The 20,382-nt window shown below is 35.0% G+C and carries 19 protein-coding genes; 8 read left to right on the forward strand and 11 right to left on the reverse strand.

Features of this window, described 5'->3' with window-relative positions; translation table 11 throughout:
* The 10 genes from AC1RP4_RS00315 to dnaA all read right to left on the reverse strand — a co-directional run bounded on the left by AC1RP4_RS00315 (position 1) and on the right by dnaA (position 12,304).
* Complete coding sequence (locus AC1RP4_RS00315) at positions 1-2,013, reverse strand: DHH family phosphoesterase (RefSeq protein WP_481761087.1); 2,013 nt, start codon at positions 2,011-2,013, stop codon at positions 1-3.
* Positions 2,014-2,137: 124 nt separating this feature from the next.
* Complete coding sequence (gene rpsR / locus AC1RP4_RS00320) at positions 2,138-2,392, reverse strand: 30S ribosomal protein S18 (protein ID WP_057974148.1); 255 nt, start codon at positions 2,390-2,392, stop codon at positions 2,138-2,140.
* Between the two features lie 18 nt (positions 2,393-2,410).
* Entirely contained in the window at positions 2,411-2,938 is a 528-nt protein-coding gene (gene ssb / locus AC1RP4_RS00325) for a single-stranded DNA-binding protein (protein WP_409021851.1), read from the reverse strand.
* 37 nt (positions 2,939-2,975) lie between these two features.
* Entirely contained in the window at positions 2,976-3,269 is a 294-nt protein-coding gene (rpsF, locus tag AC1RP4_RS00330; RefSeq protein WP_409021850.1) for a 30S ribosomal protein S6, read from the reverse strand.
* Positions 3,270-3,466: 197 nt separating this feature from the next.
* Entirely contained in the window at positions 3,467-5,917 is a 2,451-nt protein-coding gene (gene gyrA / locus AC1RP4_RS00335) for a DNA gyrase subunit A (protein ID WP_481761147.1), read from the reverse strand.
* Positions 5,918-6,003: 86 nt separating this feature from the next.
* Positions 6,004-7,941, reverse strand: coding sequence for a DNA topoisomerase (ATP-hydrolyzing) subunit B (gyrB, locus tag AC1RP4_RS00340; protein ID WP_481761146.1), 1,938 nt, complete (start codon positions 7,939-7,941; stop codon positions 6,004-6,006).
* Between the two features lie 19 nt (positions 7,942-7,960).
* A complete protein-coding gene (gene recF / locus AC1RP4_RS00345; RefSeq protein ID WP_409021849.1) occupies positions 7,961-9,094 on the reverse strand; it encodes a DNA replication/repair protein RecF in 1,134 nt (377 codons plus the stop codon).
* An 8-nt stretch (positions 9,095-9,102) separates the two neighbouring features.
* On the reverse strand, positions 9,103-9,330 hold the full coding sequence (gene yaaA, locus AC1RP4_RS00350; protein WP_057974154.1) for a S4 domain-containing protein YaaA: 228 nt from the start codon (positions 9,328-9,330) through the stop codon (positions 9,103-9,105).
* Positions 9,331-9,641: 311 nt separating this feature from the next.
* Complete coding sequence (gene dnaN, locus AC1RP4_RS00355) at positions 9,642-10,781, reverse strand: DNA polymerase III subunit beta (RefSeq protein WP_481761086.1); 1,140 nt, start codon at positions 10,779-10,781, stop codon at positions 9,642-9,644.
* Between the two features lie 170 nt (positions 10,782-10,951).
* Positions 10,952-12,304, reverse strand: a complete 1,353-nt coding sequence (gene dnaA / locus AC1RP4_RS00360; RefSeq protein WP_481761085.1) for a chromosomal replication initiator protein DnaA — start codon at positions 12,302-12,304, stop codon at positions 10,952-10,954.
* Positions 12,305-12,814: 510 nt separating this feature from the next.
* Here dnaA and rpmH point away from each other — a divergent pair.
* From rpmH to AC1RP4_RS00380, 4 genes are all read left to right on the forward strand, one after another.
* Positions 12,815-12,949 (forward strand): 50S ribosomal protein L34, encoded by a 135-nt coding sequence (gene rpmH / locus AC1RP4_RS00365; RefSeq protein WP_057974157.1) that lies wholly within the window; start codon positions 12,815-12,817, stop codon positions 12,947-12,949.
* Between the two features lie 64 nt (positions 12,950-13,013).
* Positions 13,014-13,352, forward strand: a complete 339-nt coding sequence (gene rnpA, locus AC1RP4_RS00370; RefSeq protein ID WP_409021846.1) for a ribonuclease P protein component — start codon at positions 13,014-13,016, stop codon at positions 13,350-13,352.
* A 61-nt stretch (positions 13,353-13,413) separates the two neighbouring features.
* A complete protein-coding gene (gene yidC / locus AC1RP4_RS00375; protein ID WP_481762166.1) occupies positions 13,414-14,214 on the forward strand; it encodes a membrane protein insertase YidC in 801 nt (266 codons plus the stop codon).
* Positions 14,215-14,300: 86 nt separating this feature from the next.
* Positions 14,301-14,498: a PspC domain-containing protein gene (locus tag AC1RP4_RS00380; protein WP_409021843.1), complete on the forward strand. Its 198-nt coding sequence runs from the start codon at positions 14,301-14,303 to the stop codon at positions 14,496-14,498.
* A 58-nt stretch (positions 14,499-14,556) separates the two neighbouring features.
* Here AC1RP4_RS00380 and AC1RP4_RS00385 read toward each other — a convergent pair whose 3' ends face one another.
* Entirely contained in the window at positions 14,557-15,411 is an 855-nt protein-coding gene (locus tag AC1RP4_RS00385) for an aldo/keto reductase (protein WP_481761083.1), read from the reverse strand.
* A gap of 168 nt (positions 15,412-15,579) precedes the next feature.
* Between AC1RP4_RS00385 and jag the strand changes: the two genes are divergently transcribed.
* The 4 genes from jag to mnmG all read left to right on the forward strand — a co-directional run bounded on the left by jag (position 15,580) and on the right by mnmG (position 20,315).
* Positions 15,580-16,305 carry an RNA-binding cell elongation regulator Jag/EloR gene (gene jag, locus AC1RP4_RS00390; protein WP_481761081.1) on the forward strand — a complete coding sequence of 242 codons (726 nt, stop codon included), beginning with the start codon at positions 15,580-15,582 and terminating at the stop codon, positions 16,303-16,305.
* Positions 16,306-16,331: 26 nt separating this feature from the next.
* Positions 16,332-16,784: a MarR family winged helix-turn-helix transcriptional regulator gene (locus AC1RP4_RS00395; RefSeq protein WP_481761080.1), complete on the forward strand. Its 453-nt coding sequence runs from the start codon at positions 16,332-16,334 to the stop codon at positions 16,782-16,784.
* Between the two features lie 207 nt (positions 16,785-16,991).
* Positions 16,992-18,380, forward strand: coding sequence for a tRNA uridine-5-carboxymethylaminomethyl(34) synthesis GTPase MnmE (gene mnmE, locus AC1RP4_RS00400; protein ID WP_481761079.1), 1,389 nt, complete (start codon positions 16,992-16,994; stop codon positions 18,378-18,380).
* A 24-nt stretch (positions 18,381-18,404) separates the two neighbouring features.
* The gene (gene mnmG, locus AC1RP4_RS00405; protein ID WP_481761078.1) at positions 18,405-20,315 is read left to right on the forward strand and encodes a tRNA uridine-5-carboxymethylaminomethyl(34) synthesis enzyme MnmG; all 1,911 of its coding nucleotides are present in this window, start codon (positions 18,405-18,407) and stop codon (positions 20,313-20,315) included.
* Positions 20,316-20,382: the final 67 nt, after the last annotated feature.

Raw genomic sequence — 20,382 nt, forward strand, 5'->3', positions numbered from 1 at the left:
CTACTCCTTAATTTCATCTTTTTTTGTCGTTAAAATATTAACTAATTGTTCTGCAGCTTCACTTACACTCACACCAGTTAACTGAGTCGCAGCATTTGATAAGTGACCGCCGCCGCCCATTTGTTCCATAACAACTTGAACATTAGTCGTCCCTGTACTTCTAGCAGAGATACTAACACGATTTTCTGATCGTTTTGTGACAACAAATGACGCTGATACACTTGAAATAGATAATAATGAATCTGCTGCCTGTGCTGCTGTAACTGGGTCATAAATCGTATCATCTTCACCCACACATAATGCTAAATCAGTATTAATGAACTCTACTTTATCAATTAAATGATTACGCTTCAAGTAACTATCAACATTTTCTTTCATAAAGTTTTGAACCATTGTTGAATCAGCCCCAACGGACCTTAAATAACTGGCTGCATCAAATGTTCGTGTACCCGTCCTTAATGAAAACGACTTCGTATCAATAATAATTCCCGTTAACATCGCAGTTGCTTCAATTTTATTAATTGGTTCACTATCTTTTGATTGATATTCAAACATTTCAGTAATCAGTTCACAGGTTGATGATGCATAAGGTTCAATATAAACTAACATTGGATTTTCAGGGAATTCTTCTCCACGACGATGATGATCAATAACCATCAGACGATTTTTAAGTTTTTCATACAATTCAGGACTACCAGAAATAGAGGGTTTAGAATGATCAACCATCACCAGTAAACTCTGTTCTGTTGCTTTTTCTACTGCTTCTTCAGGTGTAATAATATTATATTTGATATCAGGATATTGATCTAACTCTTCCATCAATCGTTGTACATCTGAATGAATAGCGGTTTGATCTAAAACAATCCAACATTTCATATTATTCATCAAAGCGATTCGTCTAATGCCCAAACAAGCTCCTACAGAGTCCATATCTGGGCTCTGATGTCCCATAACGAAGACTTGGTCCATTGGTTTCATTATTTCTTGTAACGCTTGAGAAATCATTCTAGCACGAACCCGAGTCCGTTTTTCCATCGGATTAGTTTTACCACCATAAAATCTTGCTTGCTCTTCAGGTGATTTAACGACAACTTGATCCCCACCTCGACCTAAAGCAAGATCTAAATTGCTTTGAGCTAATTTTGCAAGTGAATTCAAATCGCCATCGCCATAGGCAATTCCCATGCTCAATGTGAGCGGAAAGTTTTGTTTGGATGTCCGATCGCGAATTCGATCTAAAATTTTAAATTTTTCTTCTTCAATTTGTTGTAAAGAATGGGCATGAACTAAAATAAAAAATCGATCTGAATCCGTTCTTTTTAAATACATCCCATAACGACGCGCCCAATTAGATAACTCATTTGTGACAAAGTTACTTAAATTAGAAACATTCTTATCTGACATAGATTGCGTTACTTCATCATAATTATCTAAGAACACTTGACCGATAACAACGCGCTCTGCTTCAAATTCTTTTTCAATTGATGAATAACGCGTAATATCCATCAGGTAAGCAACATGAATATCATTTTGTATGATCATTTCAAAATCTTTTTCATGCCATGTTACTTTCACCAAGCCTTTAGTCTCAGCGTTATCTGTAATAATCGTCGATAACGATTCATCGACGCTCTCTATTTTCTTACCTAAAATATCATTTTTTTCAAAATAAGGTTGTAAGTATGGATTAACCCACTCAATCTCATTTTGTTCGTTAAAAATCAAAATACCAATTGGCATTTTGATAAGCGCTTCTTGTTCACTACGTTTAATACGATATGATAATTCCGATATATATTCATTAGTATTTGCCGTAATTTGGGACATAATATACATACTTGCGCTGGTAGCACCCAACGCAATAATTAACAATATAAGTCCTAAAAATAAATTAACTGTAAAAGACAGAACAACACTAAATAAAGACATAATTACGATAAAAATCGCAATCCATCTTAAGCGTTCATTCTTCAAAAAACTGGGAAGTTTCTCGTTTGAAAGGAACTTTTTCATAGTATCTCCTCATCTGTAAATCCTAGATGTTATCTATTTTATCACATTCCCCATTTACCTGCACAAATCTTGCTGATAGTACAAAAAAAGGGAAGACTATTTGCATAGTCTTCCCTAGATATTACTATTCTTCTGAAACGAATGGTAATAAGCCCATAATACGTGAGCGTTTAATTGCAATTGTTAAACTGCGTTGGTTTTTAGCGCTTGTTCCCGTAACACGACGAGGTAAAATCTTACCACGTTCTGAAATGAAACGTTTTAACAAGTCTGTATCTTTATAATCGATATAATCGATGTGGTTAGCTGCGATGAAGTCAACTTTACGTCGACGACGTGCGCCACCGCCACCACCTCTACGTTGTTGTTGTTGTGCCATGTGAGTTTCCTCCTCTAATTAGAATGGTAGGTCGTCATCAGAAATATCAATTTGTTGGCCATTATTTGCAAATGGATCAACTGTTGCTGAATCATTAGATTGCGTTGTGTTTGAATTATTATTCGAACTTGCGCCACCAAATGGGTTAGCATTGTTATTTGATGATGAACTTGATTGAGGAGCGCTGCTTTGATTATTAGCGTTACCTTGTTGTTGGCTTGATTGAGATTTTGATTCAAGCAACGAAAAGTTTTCTACGACAACTTCAGTAACATACACGCGAGTTCCTTGTTGATTATCATATGAACGCGTTTGAATTCGTCCATCGACACCAATTAAAGAACCTTTATGCGTAAAGTTAGCGAAGTTCTCGGCTGCTTTTCGCCAGATAACACAGTTAATAAAATCGGCTTCACGTTCGCCAGAAGCGTTCGTGAATTGTCGATTAACTGCAACTGTAAAAGTTGCAACTGCAGCACCACTAGCTGTGTAGCGTAAATCAGGGTCTCTTGTTAAACGTCCGACAAGTACTGTTCTATTAATCATAATGTATTGCTCCTCTCCGTTATTTTATTAAAATGAATTATTTTTCATCTCTGTTAATGATCATATGACGCAAGATTCCTTCATTAATCTTTGAAAGACGATCAAATTCGTTAATTGCGATATCGTCATCGGCTGTAGCATTAATGATATGGTAGATACCTTCATTATAACCGCTGATTTCGTATGCAAGACGACGTTTTGACCAGTCTTTTGAAGTAACGATTTCTGCACCATTACTTGTTAAAATACCATCGAAACGTTCGATCAAAGCTGCTTTAGCTGCTTCATCAAGATCGGTACGGATGATATAAGTAATTTCATATTTACTCATGACTGTTTACACCTCCTTATGGACTTTAGGTCCTTACCTCGTGGCAAGAACAAGGAAAGTTATCTATTTAATGCCATAGACACTTACGAACTAAAATTATATCACTGCCATTCACTTAAAGCAAGAAAATCCTAATTAACTACACACTTATTAAGTACGCCGTTAATTAGGATTTTATTTTATTTTTTTAATTTAGTTTATTCTAAGTCATTTGTTTCACTTTCAACGTCTGATACAACTGCATCTAAAATAGTAGTTGTTTCTTCAGGAGTAGCTTCAACTTTTGCCATTGTTGCAACTTTAGCATTCTCATCAATTCGAATTAAATGAACTCCTAAAGTAGCACGGCCCGTTTTTGACACGTTCTTCACATTAAAGCGAATCATAACACCTTGATCCGTAATTAACATGATATCTTCATCACCTTGAACGGTTGCTAACCCAGCAATTGGTCCATTCTTTTCAGAAATGTTAGCTGTCTTAATTCCTTTTCCACCACGGCCTTTAATTGCATAAGCCGAAGCGGGTGTTTGCTTACCGTATCCTTTTTCAGAAATGATAAATACGTGACTATCAGCAGCTAATAAATCAGCTCCTACAACGTAATCATCTTCTCTTAACCGAATACCACGAACACCAGAAGCAGAACGACCCATTGAACGAACATCATTTTCAGCAAATGATACTGCGTAACCTCGATGCGTTCCAATAATCATATTCTGCGTGCCATCTGTGATAGCAACGTTAATTAATTCATCTTCATCATGCAATTTAATCGCTTTTAAACCATTATTTCGTATGTTAGAAAATTCTGACACCGGTGTTCTCTTAACTGTTCCGTTAAGCGTCGTAAAGAAAAGATAACGTTCATCATTTTCTTGCTTGCTTACGTTGATAACAGCTTGGATTTTCTCACCAGAATTAACCCCTAAAAGATTAATGACAGGAATTCCTTTAGCTGTGCGTCCATATTCAGGAATTTCATACCCCTTCATACGGTACACTTTACCAGCATTCGTGAAGAATAGTAGGGTATCATGCGTTGATGTCGACACAAGATGTTCAATAAAGTCATCATCATGAACACCCATACCTTGAACGCCACGGCCACCACGGTTTTGTGCTTTGAATTCATCAGTTGCAAGACGTTTTACATAACCGTTATGCGTTAATGTAATCATAACTTCTTCTTCTTCAATCAAATCTTCATCTTCAAGATTCAATACTTCGCCAATTAATAATTCAGTACGACGTTCATCACCAAATTTAGCTTGTAAATCTAACAATTCTTGATAAATAATATCATGAATACGTGAGTCATGAGCCAAAATATCTTCAAAATCAGCGATTGATGCCATTAAATTTTGATATTCTTCTTCAATTTTTTCACGTTCTAAACCAGTTAAACGAACTAATCGCATATCTAAAATAGCTTGAGCTTGTTTATCTGATAAACCATAATTACCCATCAATTGATTTTTAGCAAGTTCACCCGTATTTGAGCTACGGATAATTCTAATAATTTCATCAATATGATCGAGTGCAATTCTTAAACCTTCAAGGATATGTGCGCGAGCACGTGCCTTTTTCAATTCAAATTGCGTACGACGACGGATAACTTTTTCTTGATGTTCAAGGTAATAAACAAGCATTTCCTTTAAACTTAGAACTTTTGGAATACCATTAACGATTGCTAGCATATTAAAACTGAAAGATGTTTGTAATAACGTTAATTTATAAAGGTTATTCAACACAACTGAAGCACTCATATCACGACGAATATCGATCACAATTCGTAATCCTTCACGATCAGACTCATCATTAATATCAGTGATACCTTCAATTTTTTTATCACGAGCTAAATCAGCAATACGTTCAATTAAACGTGCTTTATTAACCATGTAAGGAAGTTCATCAACGATAATACGTTCTTTACCATTCTTTTGTTCTTCAATTTCAACTTTTGAACGAATTGTTATTGTTCCCTTACCTGTTTCGTAAGCTTTACGAATACCAGATTTACCTAGAACAGTAGCCCCAGTTGGAAAATCAGGACCAGGGATAGCCTCCATCAAATCAGCCACAGTTGCATCAGGATTATCCATCAAAATATGTAATCCAGAAATAACTTCTGACAAATTATGTGGCGGAATATTCGTTGTCATACCAACGGCAATACCTGTTGCACCATTAACTAATAAGTTAGGAAAACGCGCAGGTAAAACAACTGGTTCATGTTCACTGCCATCGTAATTATCCATGAAATCAATGGTATCTTTATTGATATCACGCATCATTTCAACAGCTATTTTACTCATTCTAGCTTCAGTATAACGCATAGCAGCAGCGCCATCACCATCGACAGAACCAAAGTTACCATGCCCATCAACTAACATGTAACGGTAACTAAAGTCTTGGGCCATACGAACCATCGCTTCATAAATCGATGAATCACCATGAGGATGGTACTTACCCATAACATCCCCAACAATTCTAGCTGATTTTTTGTATGGTTTATCAGGCGTAATCCCTAATTCACTCATCCCGTATAAAATACGACGATGGACAGGTTTCAACCCATCTCGAACATCAGGAAGTGCACGAGCAACAATAACGCTCATAGCATAATCCAAGAATGATTTTTTCATTTCTCCGGAAAGATTAACATCTTTTATCCGGCTTGTAGCTGGTAATTCTTCTGCCAAAATTTTCAACCTCCTTTACGACTAAGTTTTTAAATATCTAAGTTTTCTACGTAAGTGGCATTTTTTTCAATAAATTCACGTCTAGGTTCTACACGATCACCCATTAACATATTAAAGACATCATTAGCTTCAATGGCATCGTCGACGTTAACACGTAATAAACGACGAGCATCTGGATCCATAGTTGTTTCCCACAATTGAGAAGCATCCATTTCTCCAAGACCTTTATATCGTTGAATAACGGGTTTTGGTGTTGGTGCCAATTGCCCTTGAATTTCTTCTAATTCTTCTTCAGTATCGACATAACGAATCATCTTACCTTGTCTAATTTGATATAAAGGTGGTTGCGCAATATACACGAATCCTGCTTCAACAAGTGGACGCATGTAACGATAGAACAGTGTTAATAATAACGTTCTAATATGGGCACCATCGACATCAGCATCAGTCATAATAATTAATTTATGATAATTAGCTTTTTCAACATTAAATTCGCCACCAAAACCTGTTCCCATAGCTGTAAATAATGAACGAATTTCTTCATTGGCTAAAATTTTATCTAAACTTGCTTTTTCAACATTCAAAATCTTACCACGAATCGGTAAGATAGCTTGTGTTAACCGTGAACGACCCTGTTTAGCTGAACCGCCGGCTGAATCACCTTCGACGATAAATAATTCACTAATTGCAGGATCTTTACTTGTATTATCAGCTAACTTACCGGGTAAGTTACTGATTTCAAGCCCACTTTTTTTACGTGTTACTTCACGAGCATGTTTAGCAGCTACTCGAGCTCTAGCAGCTAATAAGCCTTTTTCTACAATAATTTTAGCTTCTTTAGGATTTTCCATTAAAAACTTAGTAAAATGTTCAGAGAAAGTACGATCAGTAACCGTACGCGCATCTGAATTACCTAATTTTGTTTTTGTTTGACCTTCAAATTGAGGATCTGGATGTTTAATACTGACAACAGCCGTCAATCCTTCACGAACATCTTCACCAGAAAGATTAGCATCATTTTCTTTCATAAGATTATTTTTACGAGCGTAATCATTTATAACCCGGGTTAAGGCTGTCTTAAAACCAGATTCATGAGTACCACCCTCATAAGTATGAATATTATTTGTGAAAGTTAATAAATTACTATGATAATCATCTGTATATTGGAGGGCAACTTCAACAATAATCCCTTTTTGTTCACCTTCAACATAGATAGGTTCTGGGAAAATAACATCTTTATTTTTATTTAAGTATTCAACATAATGCTTAATACCACCGGCATAATGGAATTCTTGTAATCCGGGTCCACCATCACGTTTATCATCAATCGTAATTTTAAGGCCTTTATTCAAGAATGCTAATTCACGAATTCGCGTTGTTAATACTTTAATATCATAGACAGTTGTTTCCGTAAAAATATCAGAATCCGGTACAAAATGAACAATCGTTGCATGTTCATTTTCAGGTGCTTCACCTACAACTGACATCTCTGTTTTAACTTTACCGCGAGCAAAGTCCATACCGTAGACTTTACCTTCACGAATAACCTGAACATCTAGCTCAGTTGATAATGCATTAACAACTGAAGCACCAACTCCATGAAGTCCACCAGAAACTTTATAACCACCACCGCCAAATTTACCCCCAGCATGTAAAATTGTAAAAACGGTTTCAAGCGCTGGACGGCCTGTTTTTGCTTGGATATCAACAGGGATACCACGTCCATTATCACGAACTGTTATACTGTTGTCTTTTTCGACAACAACATTAATTTCATCGGCAAAACCAGCCAATGCTTCATCGATACCATTATCAATAATTTCCCAAACTAAGTGATGAAGACCTTGTGAAGCCGTTGTTCCAATATACATACCGGGACGTTTTCTAACAGCTTCAAGTCCTTCTAAAACTTGAATTTGGCTCGCATCATATTCTTTTGCTTTTTCTTCATGTAATTCTTCTGCTATTTCAGCTTGTTTCTCTTGATCAGTCAACTATATGTTCCTCCTCTTCGAGTAAGTTACCTTGATTAATATGAAAAATCTTAGGTTCATTAATTAACGATCTAGCAATACCACTTAAGTTTGGTGTTGTTAAAAATGTTTGAACCTTATTTTGAATCGTCTTCAAAAGATGTGTTTGACGCATATCATCCAATTCAGAAAGAACATCATCCAAAAGAAGGACTGGATATTCCCCAGTTTCCTCTTTCATTAACTCAATTTCGGCTAATTTGACTGATAATGCTGTTGTTCTTTGTTGTCCTTGAGATCCATATGTTTGAACGTTTTTGCCGTTAATTAAAAAACGCACATCATCACGATGTGGCCCAGCTAAGGTTGTCCCTTGAAATATTTCTTTTTTTATTGATTTTTTTAAATCATTTTGTAATTGCGTATACAACTGTTCAATCGTTTTTTCTGACGCGTTTTCCAAATGAGTGGCATACTCAAATGTTAACGTTTCAGCGGACTGTGTAATCTCTTCTTGTAATTGGTTAGCCCAGAATTCAAGTTGTTTAAGAAATATTAAGCGTTGATGTACAATTTCTGCGCCAAAAGCAGCTAATTGATCAGATAATACATCTAAAAAAACTAAATCTTGGTCTTTTTTATGCTGTAACTGTTTTAGATATTGATTACGCTGTTTCAAAATAGTTCGGTATTGACCTAAATTATATAAATAACGTGCATTAATTTGGCCAAATTCCATATCAACAAATCTTCTTCTTACTGATGGGGCACCCTTTACAAGGGCTAAATCCTCTGGTGCAAACAAAATCACATTGAACTGTCCAATGTACTGTGACAATTTGGCCTGTTCAAGATGATTAACTTTAGCTTTTTTACCTTTAGAATTAATTTGAATCTCGAGTGGCAATGACCCTACTTGCTTATTCACCCGACCTTGGATTATCGCAGCTGTCTTATCCCACTTAATCAACTCTTTATCATTATTCGTTCTATGACTTCGAGTCATTGATAACACATAAATTGCTTCCAATAAATTCGTTTTACCCTGAGCATTTTCACCAAGTAATATATTGATTGCTGGTGAAAATGAGATATTTAAATCTTCATAGTTACGATAATCCCTCAAGGTTAAATTTTCTAGATACATTGATAAGCCTACTTTTCGTCCATTGAATGCATCGTAATAATTGCAATACCTGGAACTTCAATAACATCGCCAGGGTATAATTTACGTCCACGTCGGTCTTCTAATTCACCATTTACAAGGACTTCATTTTCACGTAAAAACCATTTTGCTTCGCCACCAGAATTAATAATTGTTTCTGATTTCAAAACTTGTTGTAGCATCATGTAAGGTGTTTCTAAATAAATATCTGATTTCAATTGTCGTCAACCTCCATTTTCTTCCTTTTCTATTATACCTTTTTTTTCGCAAAATTACAATTTCACATCTCATTTTAAGCCGATTTAAGCGATTTAAGTTTTAATTAGTCTTTTTACTCTAAAATTACTTAAAAGGCTATATTTTTAATTAAATGACTACAATTCACTATTGCCTTATTTTTTTAGTCAAAATCAAACCATAAAATTCATTTCTCACTTTTAATATAATTTACCTAAAAAAATAGAGTAAAAACAGTTTTATTGGCTGCTTTTACTCTATTTTTATTAGTTATTCATACACGAACAATTAATTAGAATGTTCGAACTGGTGTAATTAATTGAATAAATTGCGTTGTATCTTCAGTTGGGACTAAGGTAAATGGTCGTAATGGTTGTGTAAACGCAACTTTAATTTCAGTTTGTCCAAATGATCTTAAAGCATCTTTCATATAGTCTGGATTAAATGAAATTTCAAGATCATTTCCTGATAAATTGCTAAATTCTAATGCTTCCTCAACATTACCAACATCAGGCGAGTTACTATAAATGACAACTTTTTGTTCTGCCGTATTAATCGCTAGTTTAACAACGTTATTACGGCTTTCATGTGATAGTAATGACGCACGTTCAATTGCTGATAATAATTTAGGCGCATTAAACTCAATGTCTGTAGCTGATTCTTTAGGAATTAGACGAGTTGTATCAGGATAATTTCCTTCTAATAAACGTGAATAAAATGAGGTATTTCCAAGAATAAAGAGTACTTGGTTTTCTGAAATACGCATTTCAATATCTGGATTAGAATCGTCAATCATTCGTGATAATTCTACTAAAGATTTACCAGGAATAATAACATCATATTTTGCATCGTTTGCGCCTTCCAATGTAATTTTACGTTGGCTCAAACGATGACTATCTGTTGCGACTGCTAAAAACTCACCATTTTCAATGACAAAGTGAACACCAGTTAAAATAGGGCGACTTTCTTGGTTAGAAACGGCAATAACAGTTTGGCTAATAATTTGTTTTAAGATTGATCCCGAAAAAATTAAATTATCATCAGTATCAATTTCTGGTAAGTGAGGATAGTTATTTGCATCTAACCCATTAATATTGAATGAGGCTGATCCAGAAGTAATCTCAGTTTGATAACCATCAGTCACTGTTAATGAAAAAGTATCTTGCGGTAATTTTTTAACAATTTCGCTAAAGAATCGTGCAGGTAGCACAATTTCACCAGTTGATTCAATTGTTAAGTTATTAGATTCATCTTCAACAGATAAAAAAGTTTCAATAGAAACATCTGCATCACTACCTGTTAAAAGTAAACCAGAAGCAGTTAAGACAACTTTGATACCCGTTAATATAGGAATTGTTGTTTTTGAAGAAATAGCTCTTTGAACATCTGTTAATTGTTTAATGAATGCTGATCGATTAATTGTAAATTCCATAGTAAATCCTCCGGTAAGTTTAGTTATTAATTAAGTAATAAAAGAATAGAAGCAGTAGTAGGGCCTGTTAATCATGTTAAGAAATACGTTGGGACCATGTAAATAAAAGAATTCACATGTGGATAACCTGTGAGTAAACAAGCCGCCTTATCCACAATTGCCCACAACTATTATTGGTTAAGTTCACTCTTAAGATCTGAAATTTGACGCTGAAGTTTGTCATCAGTTTCTAACATTACAGCAATTTTTTCGTGAGCATGAATAACCGTTGTATGATCCTTACCACCAAATTCAGATCCAATCTTAGGTAAGGAATTGTCGGTAAGTTCGCGACTTAAGTACATAGCAATTTGACGTGGCATAACAATTGCTTTAACACGTTTTTTTCCTTTTAAATCGCCCACAGTAACGTGGAAATATTTAGCAACCCGATCTTGAACAATAGCAATTGAAATTTCATTTGATTTATCTTTTAAACTTAAGTTTTTTAAGGCATCGGCGGCTAAACTCGTTGTTATTTCTGAGTTTGATAAGGTCGCGTACGCTTGTACTCTAACCAAAGCGCCTTCAAGTTCACGAATATTCGAATCGATTTGGCCAGCAATATAACTTAATGTATCATCTGGTATTTCAAGATTTTCAGCATCAGATTTATTTCTTAAAATAGCAATTCTAGTTTCTAAATCAGGAGGGGTTATATCAACTGAAAGACCCCATTTAAAGCGAGATATAAGACGTTTTTGTAATTTTGGTATTTCGTTTGGTAAACGATCAGATGATAAGACAATTTGTTTTTTATCATCATATAAAGAGTTAAATGTATGGAAAAATTCTTCTTGTGTTGATTCTTTATCGGCAAAAAATTGAATATCATCCACCAGTAAGAGATCAACACTACGATATTCTTTTCGGAAATCTTCGGGCGTATTATTTCGAAGTGAGTTAATGAAGCCGTTAGTAAATGCTTCACTTGTAACGTATTTTACTTTTGCATCAGGATTGTTTAGAAGCATTTGGTGACCAATTGCGTGCATTAAATGGGTTTTACCCAAACCAACACCACCATAGAAAAAGAGCGGGTTGTACAAGCGGCCAGGTTCTTCAGAAACAACCAAAGCAGCAGCGTGGGCCATCTGATTACCTTTTCCAGTAACGAAGGTACTAAAGGTATATCTATCGTTTAATTTGGCATCACGCATAAAGGTAGGGACATTATCGTTATTAGAGTTTGAACTATTTGATACTGCCATATTTGATTGGCCGCCCGCGGTTAATTCACCCTTTATTTTTAAAACGGGATTGATTTCTTCACCAGTTGATTCGTAAAGAAACGCAACAACTTTTGGTGCTAGATGTTGTATCCAGTAAGTTTTATGTAGCTGGGAGGGTAGCTCAATAATAAGGTCGTTATTAATAAATTGTTTTGGTTCAGCTGATGAAATCCAAGTTTCGTAACTAACAGGGTTGAGTTGCGTTTTGAAATAATCAGTCAGTGAGGACCATAAATTTTCGAGAGTAAGCACAAAAAGCCTCCTTGTTTAAATAAATCGTAACTACAGTTTAGCATTTTAAAGAAGGGTTTTCCACAGGTTTAAAAAAATGTGTAAAAAATAATAACAGGGTCATTAATAAGTTTTCCACAGGGGTGGGCATAAAAAGATAAACCAGTTTTGTTTGCCATGTTATCCACAAATGAGTGATTGAAATAAAGTATGTTATTAAAGGATTTTCATTAGTTATTAACAGTTTTTAGTTAAGGGTGTGTATAACTTATTAACAGGCTGTTTATTGTGAAAAAGTGTGTGTTCCGAGTTGTGGACGACAAGATGTGTTTCACAACTCATCCACAACTAAAAAATAAATAGCGAAAAAGTGTGGATAACTAAATTACATTGAATTCTAATAATTTTCTTTCATAGAAGAAAGAAGTATGGTATTATATTCCGGTAAGTGAAATTGACGTCACTGGTATCTTATTTTTATCAAGATACCGATTAGTTGAAACATTAAGTATTTAAGGAGGTGCCTAAATTATGAAAAGAACATACCAACCTAAAAAACGTCACCGTGAACGCGTGCATGGTTTCCGTAAACGCATGAGTACAAAAGGCGGCCGTAACGTCTTAGCACGTAGACGCCGTAAAGGTAGAAAAGTATTGTCTGCATAGACCACTGATTTCAGTGGTTTTTTTTATTACAAAGATACAGTATCTATTTAACTGGAGATATTACATGAGAAAATCATATCGCGTTAAAAAAGAAGCAGAGTTCCAAACAGTTTTTAAAAAAGGTCAATCTTGTGCGAACCGAAAGTATGTTATATATATGATGGAAAAACCAGAACAAGCTCATTTTAGAGTTGGAATTTCAGTTGGAAAACGTATTGGGAATGCTGTTGCTCGTAATTGGGTTAAACGCCGTATTCGTCAATCGTTGTTAGAATTGAAACCAGATCTTAAACAAGATTGCGATTTTTTGGTTATTGCTAGACCATCTGTTGCTTGGTTGTCGCAAGAGGAATCCAAGAAACAATTAACACATGTTTTAAAAATAGCTAAAATTTTAGACTAATAAAGTGAGCGAGGGTATTCTTGTGAAAAAGAAGAGTAAGCGATTTTTAGTCCTATTAAGTATGTTGGGGTTAATGTTAGTCCTAGCGGGATGTAGTACAACACCAATAACGGAAAATAGTACAGGAATTTGGGATGGCGGTATCATCCTCAGTTTCTCTAGGGCTATTATTTTCCTTTCAAAATTATTTGGTGGGAACTATGGTGTTGGTATTATCATCTTTACCATAATCATTAGGGTTATTTTATTACCATTAATGATTTATCAAACAAAAAGTATGCGTAAAACAGCTGAAGTTCAACCTCAATTGAAGGCACTTCAAGCTAAGCATTCTGGTAAAGATGCTGCAACTGTTCAAAAATTACGTGAAGAACAACAGAAATTATATGCAGAAGCAGGCATTAATCCTGTTGCTGGATGTTTACCATTATTAGTACAGATGCCGATTTTATTAGCTCTTTATCAAGCTATTTTGAGAACGAACGTTTTGAAGACGGGTGAATTTTTATGGTTACAGCTTGGTGATAAAGATCCGTACTTCATCTTACCAATTTTTGCTGCAATCTTAACTTACTTTGTTTCTAAGTTGGGTGTTATGTCCCAACCTGAAGCAAACTCAATGTCAACGATGATGGTTTATGGTACACCAATAATGATTCTTGTGACAGCTGTTAACTTACCATCAGCCTTGTCATTATATTGGGTTATTACCAATGCATTCTCAGTTGGACAAACATTGTTAATTAATAATCCATTTAAAATTACACGTGAACGTGAAGAAAAAGTACGTCTTGAAAAAGAAAAAGTACAGGCTATTAAAAAAGCGAAAAAGAAAGCTTATAAGGGCCGTAACAAAAAGTAATTTTTGAAAACCAAAGTCCATTTAGTGGCTTTGGTTTTTTATTTTGGATATAATTACATAAAAGGTTAACAAGAGGAGGATTAAAATTGAGAAAATTAACAAAATCTAATAATAGAATTATTGCTGGTGTTGTCGGTGGTATTGCTGAATTTTTTAACTGGGACCCAACATTAACAAGAATAGGGTACGTTCTTTTAAGTGTCCTGAGTGCAGCATTCCCTGGTATTATTGTTTACATCATATGTGCAATAGTCATGCCAAATGCATCATCAAACTATAGATAACTAAAAATGCGTAACCAGAATATATCTGGTTACGCATTTTTGTTTCACGTGAAACATTTTAGAAAGTTGCTGTATCTGGATCTTGAGCATGACCAACAACACCATCTAGAGAGTTGATTTCTGCCATGTCTTCATCAGATAATTCAAAATCAAATAAATGAGTATTTTCTTCAATTCTGTCAGCATGAACAGATTTGGGAAGTGGTAAGAATCCATTTTGTAATGACCAACGTAAGGTAACTTGTGCAACACTGCGACCAATACGATTAGCAATTTTAACCATTGTTGGTTCCGTAAAGATAGCACCAGTTCCTAATGGGCTATAAGCTTCTAATTGAATATTATGCTTGTGACAATAATCAATTGTCTCTTTGGGAGTATCACCAGGAGCTAATCTAATTTGATTAATCATTGGTGTAATTGTTTGTGTTTCTTCCAAAATTTTAAAATGACGAGGACGGAAGTTAGAAACACCAATGGCTTTAATTTTACCTTCATTATAAAGATCTTCAAATGCACGCCATGTTTCTTGAAGATGACTTTCCCAATTATCTTCACGATAAGCAGCAGGATTTGGCCAGTGAATCAAGAATAAATCAAGGTAATCAACACCTAAATCTTTTAATGTTCGTGCAAATGCTGTTTGTGTTTCATCGTACGTATGAGCTGTATTAGCTAATTTACTTGTTAAAAAGATATCTTCACGAGCAACACCGCTTTCGGCAATACCTTCTCCAACACTACTTTCATTGTGGTACATTTCAGCAGTATCTAAATGTATGTAACCAGAAGCTAATGCTGATTTTACAGATGCTTTAGCAACATCACCACTTGGTGTTTGCCAAGTACCAAAACCAACAACAGGAATTTTGACACCATTTGCTAATTCATATGTGTCTGTTAATTTATTCATAGAATTAATCCTCCGAGTTTTTATATTTAGTATTTTCATTATAGGCTGAGTCCTATAGATTTTGTCAAATGAAAGAACTTTTCAAAAAAATCGTTCTGAAAAAGGGTATAGATAAGGGGTCAATTAGTGCTATAATATAACGATGATAATTATATTTGGAGGATGAACATGCCCATATTTACTGGAAAAAATGTTGATCAAGCTGTGAGTAACGGTTTGGCTGCATTAAAGCTTGAAAAAACACAGATTGAAATTAAAATAATCAATGAAGGTAAGTCTGGATTTTTATTTTTTGGCCGCAAAAAGGCAGAAGTTGAATTAATTGAAAAAAAAATAACAGAAAAACCAGTAAGCAAGAAAATTATTGATGAAAAAAAAGATAGTGTTACATCAAAGCCTCTAACAGCAGCAGAAAAAGCTGCTAGAAGTCAACTTAATGAAAAAGCAGTTCATGATGTTGGTTATTATTTGGCCGACATTACAGAATTAATGGGTATTGATACAGAAATTAATGTTCAATTTGAGCGCCGTCAGGTAACATATGATTTTAATACGAGTAAACAAGGATTATTAATTGGTAAACACGGTAAAAGTTTAAATGCTTTGCAATATTTAGCACAAGTTAATATGAATCAAAAAGCAGTTAGCAGAATGAATGTTATTCTAGATGTTGGTGGCTACCGTAAACGTCGCGAAGAAACGATTGAGCGCCTTGCAATTAAAGTGGCCAAGGATGTTATTAGAACGGGTGAGACGGTACAATTAGACCCGATGCCTGCTAACGAACGTAAGCAAATTCATTTTTATTTAGCACGAAATAACCGAATCAAAACAACATCGATTGGAACAGAACCTAAGCGCTCAGTAATTGTAGCGCCTAAAAATAAAAAATAGTCAGTAATAGAAGGGAGTCCCCACCCATGGCTTTAAAACATGATCCAGAAAAATTAGAAGATGAACTATGTTTTGCTATTTACACAGCACAAAAAGATTACAATAAATTTTATACAGAATCACTGAAGGAATTTAGCTTAACGTATCCGCAATATATTACGTTACTTTCATTGTGGGAAACGTCACCTGTTATGGTGAAGGAACTTGGTGCGAAGTTACATCTAGATAACGGAACATTAACACCACTTTTAAAACGTATGGAAAAGGATGATTGGATTCTTCGGACTAGAGATCCTGAGGATGAACGCCGTGTGAATGTCTCATTGACTGGAAAAGCTAAAAGAAGTAAACATAGAATTATGAAACAAATGTCGAATTGTTTTACTTCATTTGATATGACTGAAGAAGAATATCTTGGTTATGTTAATGAATTAAAAGTGATTACTAATAAATTAGAAAATCGCGGTATTCGTGGTTAGTGAATTAGAATCATCAAACAGACTTGTTGACAAATGTCGGTAAAAAAAGTATATTATTGGCATTGAACTTAATATTAGATAAAGTAGTGAAGGTGCTTTATCCACGTCCTTTTAGGGCGTGGAGTGGGCCCTTTTTTTGTTTGAAAAAATTTAAAGAATATGATTAATTAACTGCTAATAGAGCACTTGAAGGGAGTATTTAAAGATATGCCAGAATTAACAGAATTTGATACAATTGCCGCTATATCAACACCACCTGGTGAAGGTGCCATTTCAATTGTTCGATTAAGTGGTGAGGATGCCGTTCAAATTGCTAATAATGTATTTAAAGGGAAAAATTTAGGTAACGTTGATAGTCATACCATTAACTACGGACATATTTTAAATCCTAAAACGGATGAAGAAGTCGATGAGGTCATGGTCTCAGTTATGTTAGCACCTAAAACATTTACACGTGAAGATGTGATTGAAATTAACTGTCATGGTGGTATTGTACCAACGAATCAAATTTTACAATTATTATTAAGTAATGGGGCACGCTTAGCTGAACCTGGTGAATTTACAAAACGAGCATTCTTAAATGGTCGAATTGATTTATCTCAAGCTGAGGCTGTTATGGATTTAATTCGTGCTAAAACAGATCGCTCAATGAAAGTTGCACTAAATCAGTTAGATGGTAATTTAGCACGTCTAATCCGCAATTTACGTAAAGATATCGTAGATGTTTTGGCATTAGTTGAAGTTAATATTGATTATCCAGAATACGATGCTGGTGAAGAAATGACGACTAAATTATTGCTTGAAAAAGCACGTGATGTTAAGCAATATGTTCAAGAATTACTACAAACAGCGCAACAAGGTAAAGTATTACGTGAAGGATTAGCTACTGCCATAATTGGTCGACCTAATGTTGGTAAATCAAGTCTTTTGAATCACTTATTACATGAAGATAAAGCCATTGTAACTGATGTTGCTGGAACAACGCGTGATGTGATTGAAGAATACGTTAACGTTATGGGTGTACCTTTGAAATTGGTAGACACTGCCGGTATTCGTGATACAGAAGATAAGGTTGAAAAAATTGGGGTTGAACGTTCGAAAGAAGCGATTGTTCAAGCTGATTTAGTCATGCTTGTTTTGAATAGCAATGAACCTTTGTCTGCTGAAGATAAGCAGCTCATTAAATTAACACAGAATGATAAACGAATTGTTATCTTAAATAAAACAGATTTACCAGAAAATCTAGATCGTAAAGAATTAGAAAGTATGGTTGATCCAACGGAAATTATTTCTATTTCTGTCTTAAATCATGAAGGTGTGAAGCAACTTGAAGAAAAAATTGCTAACTTATTCTTTGGTGGAATTGAAAATAGCCAAACAACAGTTATGATTACTAATTCTCGTCATATTGGCTTGTTAAATCAAGCTGAGACTGCTTTAGATGATGTGATCACTGGGATTGCTTCCGGTATGCCAATCGATTTAGTTCAAATTGACATGACTAGAAGTTGGGAATTACTTGGTGAAATCACTGGTGATAGCTACAAAGATGAATTACTCACAGAATTATTTAGTCAATTCTGTTTAGGTAAATAATTGTTAGTAAATAGGAGAATATAAATGGACATTAAAACTTATGACGGCCCAGATTATGATGTAATTGTGGTTGGTGCTGGACATGCTGGTTCAGAAGCAGCACTCGCTGCTGCACGAATGGGTAATAAAACATTACTTATCACAATTAGTTTAGACATGGTTGCTTTTATGCCATGTAATCCTTCAATTGGTGGTCCAGCTAAAGGAATTGTTGTACGTGAAATTGATGCCTTAGGTGGCGAAATGGGTCGTAACATCGATAAAACTTATGTACAAATGCGTATGTTAAATACTGGTAAAGGTCCAGCTGTTAGAGCATTACGGGCACAAGCTGATAAACATCTTTATTCAAGTGAAATGAAACATACAATGGAAAAAGAAGAAAACCTAACGTTACGTCAAGGAACAGTCGATAGTTTAATTGTTGAAGATGGCGAATGTCATGGTGTTGTAACAAATACTGGGGCAAAATACCGTTCTAAAAGTGTTGTTTTAACAGTTGGAACGGCTGCTCGCGGTAAGATTATTATTGGCGAATTGAGTTATTCATCAGGTCCTAATAATTCACAACCTGCAATTAAATTATCTGAAAATCTTGAAGCTCTTGGATTTGATTTAGAACGTTTTAAAACTGGAACACCACCTCGTGTTGATGGGAATACAATTGATTACAGTGTGACTGATGAACAACCAGGGGATGTTGAACCTAACCACTTTAGTTTTGAAACACCTGATGAAGATTATATTGATGTTAAAAATCAATTATCTTGTTGGTTAACGTATACCAACTTGAAAACGCATGAGATTATTAATGCTAACCTTGATCGTGCACCTATGTTCTCAGGAATTATTAAAGGTGTGGGTCCACGTTACTGTCCATCTATTGAAGATAAAATTGTTCGTTTCTCTGATAAACCTCGTCATCAGCTCTTCTTAGAACCAGAAGGCCGTTCAACGGACGAATTTTACGTTCAGGGCCTTTCTACGTCAATGCCGGAAGAAGTCCAACAAGATATTATTCATTCAATTAAGGGCCTTGAAAACGCTGAATTAATGCGTCCGGGTTATGCGATTGAATATGATGTCGTGGCTCCTTATCAATTACGACCAACGCTTGAAACTAAATTAGTGAAGAATTTATATACCGCTGGTCAAACAAACGGGACTTCTGGATATGAAGAAGCTGCTGGACAAGGAATAATGGCAGGAATTAACGCTGGGTTACGTGCTTTAGGCCGCGAAGATTTTACGTTAAATCGAAGTGACGCTTATATCGGTGTTATGATTGATGATTTAGTAACAAAAGGGACAAACGAACCTTATCGTCTATTAACATCTCGTGCTGAATATCGCTTAATCTTACGTCATGATAACGCTGATTTACGTTTAACTGAAAAAGGATATGATATTGGTTTAATTTCTGAAAAGAGATTAGCTATTTTTAAAGCTAAAAAAGCTGAAATTGAAGCCGAAAAAGCTAGATTACAATCATTCCGTATTAAACCTACTGAAGATGTGAATGCATTCTTAGCAGAACATAATAGTGCCGCTTTGAAAGATGGCGTGTTGGCTAATGAATTTTTACGTCGCCCTGAGGTAACTTACGCAGACATTGAGAAGTTTATTCCAGGTCCTGACCATGAATTAGACCATAGAATTATTGAACAAGTAGAAATCCAATTTAAGTACGAAGGCTATATTAAAAAAGCACAAGAAAAAGTTGCGAAGTTAAAACGTATGGAAGCTAAAAAAATTCCAACAAATATTGATTACGATTCTATTGAAGGAATTGCGACGGAAGCGCGTCAAAAATTCATTAAGATTCAACCAGAAACATTAGCTCAAGCTAGTCGTATTAGTGGTGTGAATCCTGCTGATTTATCAATTCTTGCTGTTTATATTGAACAGGGTAAGATTGCTAAAGTTAATAATTAATAGTACAGAAATGCAGAAAAGGCACCAATCAAGTATACTTGATTGGTGCCTTTTTAACTTTTTATAA

The sequence above is a fragment of the Dellaglioa sp. CoH-56-MRSF-10 genome, from assembly GCF_056782175.1.